We start from the raw sequence: 7,552 nt of genomic DNA on the forward strand, positions 1-7,552 counted from the left end.
TATATAATTATTTTGTATGTTCTTTAATAAAACGTTCAACCCCTTTACGTACAGAATCCAATCCGAACTCCTCTGGGTTTATCTTATCCATAGGCATCCAGAAAGTTGCCGCCACATCGTCCATCGCTCCCAATGCCGAATCGTCATCCACCCTGCAAAGGAAGAACATATCAAGCGTATGTACAAGAAATCCCGAATAAAGATAAGTATTCGGATAAGAGAACAGATACTCGGCTCTCACCACATCAAGTCCCGTTTCTTCCTTAACCTCACGAGCCACACCTTCTTCCGCAGTTTCGTACATATCTATAAATCCTCCTGACAGGTCAAGTGTACCCTTGGCAGGTTCTTTGGCACGTCTGCAAACAAGAAGTTCGTTTTTGGAATTAAGAATAAAGGCAACAGTCGCGGCACTCGAATTGAAATAATACACAAAGCCGCAATCAGCACATTTCTTTGATTTAAAGTTATGTTCTTCAAAATGAGCCGAACCACATTTAGGGCAATAATTGAATAGATGTAAAGGGTGCATAATCACACAAGTTTAGTTACAGTGGCAAAGTTAACAGAAATAATGATAATATGTTACAATTCTGACATAAAGAACAATTTGCCTTATACTAATGTTTATAACATTTAGTTAGTTTATATATGTTTTACAAAACAAAACTATAAAAAATATTGTTATCTAACAGTTAATATGCTCTTTTTATTAAAAAAAGAATGTTTTTTTGACTATAATAACGAATTAATAAAAAAGTTTTTCTACATTTGCTTACAAAATGATATAACAATACACACGATTATGGAAAAGATTGATAAATTAGACAAACAGATTCTGGAAATTATCTCTCAGAATGCACGTATTCCTTTCAAAGACGTAGCAGCAGAATGCGGAGTATCACGTGCAGCAATTCACCAGCGTGTACAGCGTTTGATAGACCTTGGTGTAATCATCGGTTCAGGCTATAATGTAAATCCTAAGAGCCTTGGATACATGACTTGCACATACGTAGGTATAAAGCTTGAAAAAGGTTCTATGTATAAAAGCGTAGTAGCAGAGTTAAAGAAGATACCTGAAATTGTAGAATGTCACTTTACAACAGGCCCTTACACTATGCTTACAAAGCTGTATTCAACAGATAACGAACATCTTATGGACCTCTTGAACTCACGCATTCAGGAAATTCCCGGTGTTACCGCCACAGAGACACTGATTTCTTTGGAACAAAGTATCAAGAAAGAAATCCCCATTCATTTGGATAAATAATGGAAATCATAACCGAACTTAACGCAGGAGGCATTATAATCGGCCTGTGTACATTCCTTATAATAGGACTTTTCCATCCCATAGTGGTAAAAGCGGAATATTATTGGGGTACAAAGTGCTGGTGGATTTTTCTACTTCTTGGAATATTAGGTATAGCAGGTTCTGTTATAACCGACAACATCCTTGTTTCCACACTTCTTGGTGTATTTTCTTTCTCATCTTTTTGGACGATAAAGGAACTTTTCGAACAAAGGGAAAGAGTCATTAAAGGATGGTTCCCCATGAATCCTAAAAGGAAGGATGAATACAGGAAATACTCCGATAATAAAAGATAAACATTTATGAGATAAAAGAGTTCATGAATTTCTTTGCTGAAACACATGAACTCTTTTTTTATCCAATAAAAACCGAAAAATCATGCAAAACATAAAGAACAATCTGACAGAACTAATAGGAAACACTCCGATGCTTAGACTCAACAATATAGAGACAGCTCATAATTCGGTAGCAACAGTTATAGCCAAGCTTGAAATGTTCAATCCCGGAGGAAGCGCAAAAGACAGGATTGCACTCAACATGATAAACGATGCCGAGAAAAAAGGCATACTCAAACCAGGAGCAACAATAATAGAACCTACAAGCGGAAACACAGGTGTAGGGTTGGCATGGATTGCCGGACTCAAAGGATACAAGCTGATACTGACAATGCCGGAGACCATGAGTCGCGAACGTCAGCTCCTGCTGAAAGCATACGGTGCTGAACTTGTACTGACAACAGGGAGCAAAGGAATGAGCGGAGCAATAGAAAAAGCGCAGGAACTGAATTCGGAAATATCCGGCTCAGTAATATTGCAGCAATTCTGCAATCCTGCAAATCCTGAGGCACACTATAATACTACAGCCGAAGAAATATGGAGAGACACTGAAGGCAAAATAGACGTATTCGTGGCCGGAGTTGGCACAGGAGGAACAATAAGCGGAACAGGCTGTAAGCTGAAAGAAAAAAATCCGGCGATAGAACTGGTAGCCGTAGAACCTGACTCATCAGCCGTTATATCAGGAGACAAACCCGGACCACACAAGCTACAAGGTATTGGGGCAGGATTTATTCCTGACACACTTGACACAAAGATTATTGACAAAGTATATCGTGTAGCAAACGATGATGCGATGACAACAGCACGCGAGCTTGCAAATAAAGAAGGAATACTTTGCGGAATATCATCCGGAGCGGCTGCATACGCAGCAATGAAACTATCTCAGGAAAGCAGATACAAAGGAAAGAACATTGTAGTATTGCTACCTGATACAGGTGAGAGATATCTCTCTACAGAACTTTTCGACAGATAACAAAAAAGCCTCGCAAATGCGAGGCTTTTCTTATATACTATCAACTCTCTTTCTTATAAAAAATCTTTCCCACACGGTTTATATGCTCACCTATAGGAGTATCCACATTCTTATTATAATCAACCACATCAACCTTATAAAGCAATCCCAAATCCTCTATCTGAATATTTATATCCATCAGTTGATTAAATGTGAGATCATGTCCTATAGCCGCCAAATCAATATCAGACCCTTCCGAATAAGAGCCTTTGGCTCTGGAACCAAAAATAAGCACCTCTTCAATATTCGGAAAACGCTGAAAGACACTGCATATATCCGCTACAACCGTATCACTCAAGCCGTACATAATGTATTTATCAATTTAGTTTATCAGTTAAGCCAACCCCAAGCGGAGTTTCTCCTGTTCGAGTTTATCATCCAACTGTTTCAGCAGACGAGAATATTCATCATATATCTTGCGTACAATCTCAATGGCATCTCCCTCATTATAAGTATGCGAAGTGGTTATCCGTGCCTTAGCCATTCTGCGCCAACCATCATGGTTTGAAATCATACCATCCTCAAACGCCATCTGAAGTGTACCATTCGGACCTTGTACAAACTCGTAGCCCTTATACCTCATCAAATCCTGAAGAGTCTTCCAGGCAAGTTCGAAAGTATACTCAAAACGCTGTATCAACCCTTCCATTTCCAGTTCAGACAAATCATCCGCCCTCTTTTCAGATTCTGTTAAATCCAGAATACGCTTATTCGCACGATGATAGCTATCATATCTTTGCAGCCAACGTATATCCTGTTCCATATTTATATCAATAGTCATATATTTATAAAATGAAATACGAGTAACACAAAGATAACGATTTATTATAAATCGTCAAAATACTATACTAAAGAAATATAAATGAATGAAATTAACTTTCTGAGAATAAACTAGATTAAAGAAAGAATATCTTCTAAAGTGGGCGTTGACGGATTCGAACCGCCGACCCTCTGCTTGTAAGGCAGATGCTCTGAACCAGCTGAGCTAAACGCCCGAAAGGAGAATATTTGATCAAATTATTTCTTTGAAGTGGGCGTTGACGGATTCGAACCGCCGACCCTCTGCTTGTAAGGCAGATGCTCTGAACCAGCTGAGCTAAACGCCCGAAAGGGGGAAATTTGATCAATTATTTTTTAGGAGTGGGCGTTGACGGATTCGAACCGCCGACCCTCTGCTTGTAAGGCAGATGCTCTGAACCAGCTGAGCTAAACGCCCCTAAAACAAATTGATAAAGAGATTTAATCGGAGTGGGCGTTGACGGATTCGAACCGCCGACCCTCTGCTTGTAAGGCAGATGCTCTGAACCAGCTGAGCTAAACGCCCGAAAAGGTCTCTTTGTCAATTGCGATGCAAAGGTATTACTTTTTTTTTAACCGACAATACATTTCCCGTTTTTTTTCTCAAAAAAACCTGTTTTTATTCTTTTTCGTACGTAATCATCATGCAGAAAGACCTTACATGTTTATCTCCACACGGCCGTGTGGAGTACTCGACACGAACGTGAGGAGAACTCCGCACGAACGTGTGGAGATCTTGACACGAGCGTGTGGAGACAGACCAGTTTTGTATTTCTGAAAACTGAAACACCTCATTCATTTCAGTAAGTCAAAAAGACATTTCAGAAAGTTAAAATCTTATCATACAGTCAGCGCATCCCCCGAGTTTGAAGGTTCAATACAGATAAGCCGCGAGAAAGTTACTGCAATAAAAATGTGGTTGGCTGAGGGAATATAATATTAAACTATATCTTTGCAACCGGAAAAAACAATAAACTAAAAGTTATGATTTGGAATATCTTTATATTGGTTGCAGGTCTGGCATTGATATTGGTTGGGGCCAACGCACTGACAGACGGAGCCGCATCGGTGGCTAAACGATTTAAAATATCCGACCTCGTAATCGGTCTTACTATCGTAGCATTCGGTACATCAGCACCTGAGTTGGTAATAAGCCTCCTGTCTTCAATACAGGGTAGCGCGGAAATGGCGATAGGTAATGTGGTGGGTAGCAATATCTTCAACATACTTATGATTATAGGCTGTACGGCTATGGTACTCCCGATACAGGTGGGACAAGGCACAATGAGCAAGGAGATACCTCTGGTTATTCTTTCTTCGTTTGTACTTGCCTTTATGGCCAATGATATCTGGCTTGACGGTGGAAGCAGCAATGTGATAGGCCGTGCCGACGGACTTGTACTGTTGGCTTTCTTCCTTATATTCATGCGCTACACATTCTCCATAGCCCGCAATCAGGAGGGAGAATCTGAAGAACAGAAAATAGCAGAAATGCCTGTATGGCGTTCTTCAGTCTATATCCTTGGCGGACTGGCAGGACTTATTTTCGGAGGACAATGGTTTGTGGAAGGTGCCAGCGGTATAGCCTCATCGCTTGGAGTGAGCGACTCTATTATAGGTCTGACACTCGTAGCCGGAGGTACATCACTGCCTGAGCTTGCCACTTCGGTGACAGCCGCTCTGAAAAAGAATCCTGGAATAGCTATAGGAAACGTGATAGGAAGCAACCTGTTCAATCTGTTCTTCGTACTGGGATGCAGTGCTTCTGTATCGCCACTACCTATGGGAAATATCAACAATGTTGATATTCTGGTACTTGTATTGTCGTCCGTACTGTTCTGGCTGGTAGGCTGGTTCTTCAAAAAACGTACTATTACAAGAATCGAGGGTGCCTTACTTGTGATTTGTTATATAGCTTACACAACATATCTTATTATGCAGCAACAGGCATAACAGACATATATAAAGAAAACGTCCGGAGAGATAAACACAATTATCATCCGGACGTTTTTCTTTATATATTAGTTCAAAAAAATTATTCAGCAAAACGCTTAGCCTGTTCAGCAATCAGTTCTACGTCATCAAAATAATTGATTTTCATTGCCTTGCGAACCTCATCCATGGTCTGTGCAGCTGTTTCGCGTGCCACTTCGCAACCTTTCTTCAACATTTCGTAAACAGCAGGGATATCTTTCTCGAACTCGCTGCGGCGTTCACGGATAGGTCCGAGTTCTTCCTGCATGATGGCTGCAAGGAACTTCTTCACCTTCATGTCACCAAGACCGCCACGTGTGTAGTGAGCTTTCAATTCGTCAAGATTCGGATAGTCAGGCAAGTAACGTCCGAAGTGTTCAGGACGGCAGAATGCGTCAAGATATGTAAACACACAGTTGCCTTCCAGTTTCCCCGGGTCGCTCACCTTGATGTGTGTAGGGTCGGTGTACATGCTCTTTACCTTCTTTTCCACTTCATCGGCAGAATCTGACAGATAGATACAGTTTCCAAGCGATTTACTCATCTTAGCCTTTCCGTCTGTTCCAGGAAGACGAAGACATGCTGCATTGTCAGGAAGAAGGATTTCAGGTTCTACCAGTGTCTCGCCGTAAATATGGTTGAAACGGCGGACGATTTCACGAGTCTGTTCTATCATAGGTTCCTGGTCTTCACCCACAGGCACTGTAGTAGCCTTGAACGCAGCTATATCGGCAGCCTGGCTGATAGGGTATGTAAAGAAACCTACAGGGATACTTGTTTCGAAGTTACGCATCTGGATTTCAGTCTTCACTGTAGGGTTACGCTGAAGACGTGAAACAGTAACGAGGTCCATGAAATAGAAACTCAACTCGCAAAGTTCCGGAATCTGTGACTGAATGAAAATAGTAGATTTGTTCGGATCAAGACCTACCGCAAGGTAGTCAAGAGCCACTTCGATAACATTCTGACGAACCTTTTCAGGATTGTCTATATTGTCTGTCAGAGCCTGTCCATCGGCTTCAAAAACGAATATCTTATCAAATTTTCCAGAGTTCTGGAGTTCTACACGACGACGCAAAGAACCCACATAATGACCTATATGAAGCTTACCGGTTGGACGGTCGCCGGTCAGTATAATTTTTTCTTTTGCCATATATTAACTTATTTATAATTCCGATTTGCCGCAAAAATACAAAATAAAGAAGTATTTTGCACTAAACATTTAAACTTTAATTACTTGGATGTATTATTCTTACCGAATAACGAAAAACTCTCACCGAAAGTTTTTGAATAGAAAATCAGCAATGCTATAGTGCCACAACTTATTGCCGCATCTGCAAGATTAAATACAGGAGCAAAGAAGATAAAGTGATTCCCACCTACAACAGGCATCCACGAAGGCCAGTCAAATTCGAATAACGGGAAATAAAACATATCCACTACCCTGCCGTAAAGCCAATCCGCATAACCTTCTCCGGCAGGAACGAAAGTAGCGACACTGGAATAAGTACTTTCACTGAAAATTGCTCCGTAGAATATACTGTCGATTACATTTCCTATGGCTCCGGCAAAAATCAGGGAGATACAGGTTATATAACCGTTCTTGTATTTCGCTTTAACAAGTTTCGTTATATACCATAATATAAATCCTGAAAAAACCAGTCGCATAATTGTCTGTACAGCCTTAGGCATAACCTGCATACCGAATGCCATACCATTATTCTCTATGAAGGTCAGATAAAACCAGTCTGTTACATGAACACTTTCGCCATAATGGAAGTTTGTTTTTATTATTATCTTAATGAGTTGGTCAAGAATTATAGTAGTCAGTATAACGGCTATTGCCAATATGGATTTTGATTTATTGTTCATATACAAAGATCTGATTATTAAATTGTCCGTTATTTATTCTTCATTGAAGTGTGAATTACAGTAAGTCCGTAACTGTTTGCAAAGATAATTATTCGAATGAAAAAATCTATTATATTTATCATTATGTAGAGTCAAGTGGCAAGTGCAAAATTAGCAAATACTTTTATAAAACTCGATTTTGGGGGTTGAAAACCCTAGTTTTTTACGCGGTCTATCATTAATTTGATATTGTACTTTGTTCAGTTCCGC

9 protein-coding genes and 4 tRNA genes are annotated in these 7,552 nt (G+C 40.2%); 4 read left to right on the top strand and 9 right to left on the bottom strand.

All coding sequences use genetic code 11. The annotated features are described in order from the left end of the window. Positions 1-7: 7 nt before the first annotated feature. Complete coding sequence (locus I6E24_RS00435) at positions 8-532, bottom strand: NUDIX hydrolase (RefSeq protein ID WP_235325357.1); 525 nt, start codon at positions 530-532, stop codon at positions 8-10. A gap of 273 nt (positions 533-805) precedes the next feature. On the opposite strand from I6E24_RS00435, the gene I6E24_RS00440 reads away from it, so the two are divergent. The 3 genes from I6E24_RS00440 (at position 806) to cysK (ending at position 2,620) form a co-directional block, all read left to right on the top strand. Then, complete coding sequence (locus I6E24_RS00440) at positions 806-1,270, top strand: Lrp/AsnC family transcriptional regulator (protein ID WP_204401689.1); 465 nt, start codon at positions 806-808, stop codon at positions 1,268-1,270. Further along, positions 1,270-1,605 carry a DUF4491 family protein gene (locus I6E24_RS00445; protein ID WP_204401687.1) on the top strand — a complete coding sequence of 112 codons (336 nt, stop codon included), beginning with the start codon at positions 1,270-1,272 and terminating at the stop codon, positions 1,603-1,605. The genes I6E24_RS00440 and I6E24_RS00445 overlap by 1 nt, the downstream gene beginning before the upstream one ends. A gap of 82 nt (positions 1,606-1,687) precedes the next feature. Beyond that, positions 1,688-2,620 (top strand): cysteine synthase A, encoded by a 933-nt coding sequence (cysK, locus tag I6E24_RS00450; protein ID WP_204401685.1) that lies wholly within the window; start codon positions 1,688-1,690, stop codon positions 2,618-2,620. Between the two features lie 40 nt (positions 2,621-2,660). Here the strand turns inward: cysK and I6E24_RS00455 are convergent, their stop codons facing one another. The 6 genes from I6E24_RS00455 to I6E24_RS00480 form a co-directional block, all read right to left on the bottom strand. Continuing rightward, entirely contained in the window at positions 2,661-2,966 is a 306-nt protein-coding gene (locus tag I6E24_RS00455; protein WP_204390334.1) for a nucleotidyltransferase domain-containing protein, read from the bottom strand. A 27-nt stretch (positions 2,967-2,993) separates the two neighbouring features. Beyond that, a complete protein-coding gene (locus I6E24_RS00460) occupies positions 2,994-3,422 on the bottom strand; it encodes an HI0074 family nucleotidyltransferase substrate-binding subunit (protein ID WP_235325367.1) in 429 nt (142 codons plus the stop codon). A gap of 157 nt (positions 3,423-3,579) precedes the next feature. After that, positions 3,580-3,654, bottom strand: a tRNA-Val gene (locus I6E24_RS00465). 36 nt (positions 3,655-3,690) lie between these two features. Next, positions 3,691-3,765, bottom strand: a tRNA-Val gene (locus I6E24_RS00470). A 35-nt stretch (positions 3,766-3,800) separates the two neighbouring features. After that, a tRNA-Val gene (locus tag I6E24_RS00475) sits at positions 3,801-3,875 on the bottom strand. A 33-nt stretch (positions 3,876-3,908) separates the two neighbouring features. After that, a tRNA-Val gene (locus I6E24_RS00480) sits at positions 3,909-3,983 on the bottom strand. 458 nt (positions 3,984-4,441) lie between these two features. Between I6E24_RS00480 and I6E24_RS00485 the strand changes: the two genes are divergently transcribed. Then, entirely contained in the window at positions 4,442-5,410 is a 969-nt protein-coding gene (locus tag I6E24_RS00485; RefSeq protein WP_204401683.1) for a calcium/sodium antiporter, read from the top strand. An 82-nt stretch (positions 5,411-5,492) separates the two neighbouring features. Here the strand turns inward: I6E24_RS00485 and trpS are convergent, their stop codons facing one another. After that, positions 5,493-6,584 carry a tryptophan--tRNA ligase gene (trpS, locus tag I6E24_RS00490; protein WP_235325359.1) on the bottom strand — a complete coding sequence of 364 codons (1,092 nt, stop codon included), beginning with the start codon at positions 6,582-6,584 and terminating at the stop codon, positions 5,493-5,495. A gap of 80 nt (positions 6,585-6,664) precedes the next feature. Further along, complete coding sequence (locus tag I6E24_RS00495) at positions 6,665-7,303, bottom strand: lipoprotein signal peptidase (RefSeq protein WP_235325361.1); 639 nt, start codon at positions 7,301-7,303, stop codon at positions 6,665-6,667. Positions 7,304-7,552 lie beyond the last annotated feature (249 nt).

This window comes from Bacteroides caecigallinarum (assembly GCF_021530995.1).
Taxonomy (GTDB): domain Bacteria; phylum Bacteroidota; class Bacteroidia; order Bacteroidales; family Bacteroidaceae; genus Phocaeicola; species Phocaeicola faecigallinarum.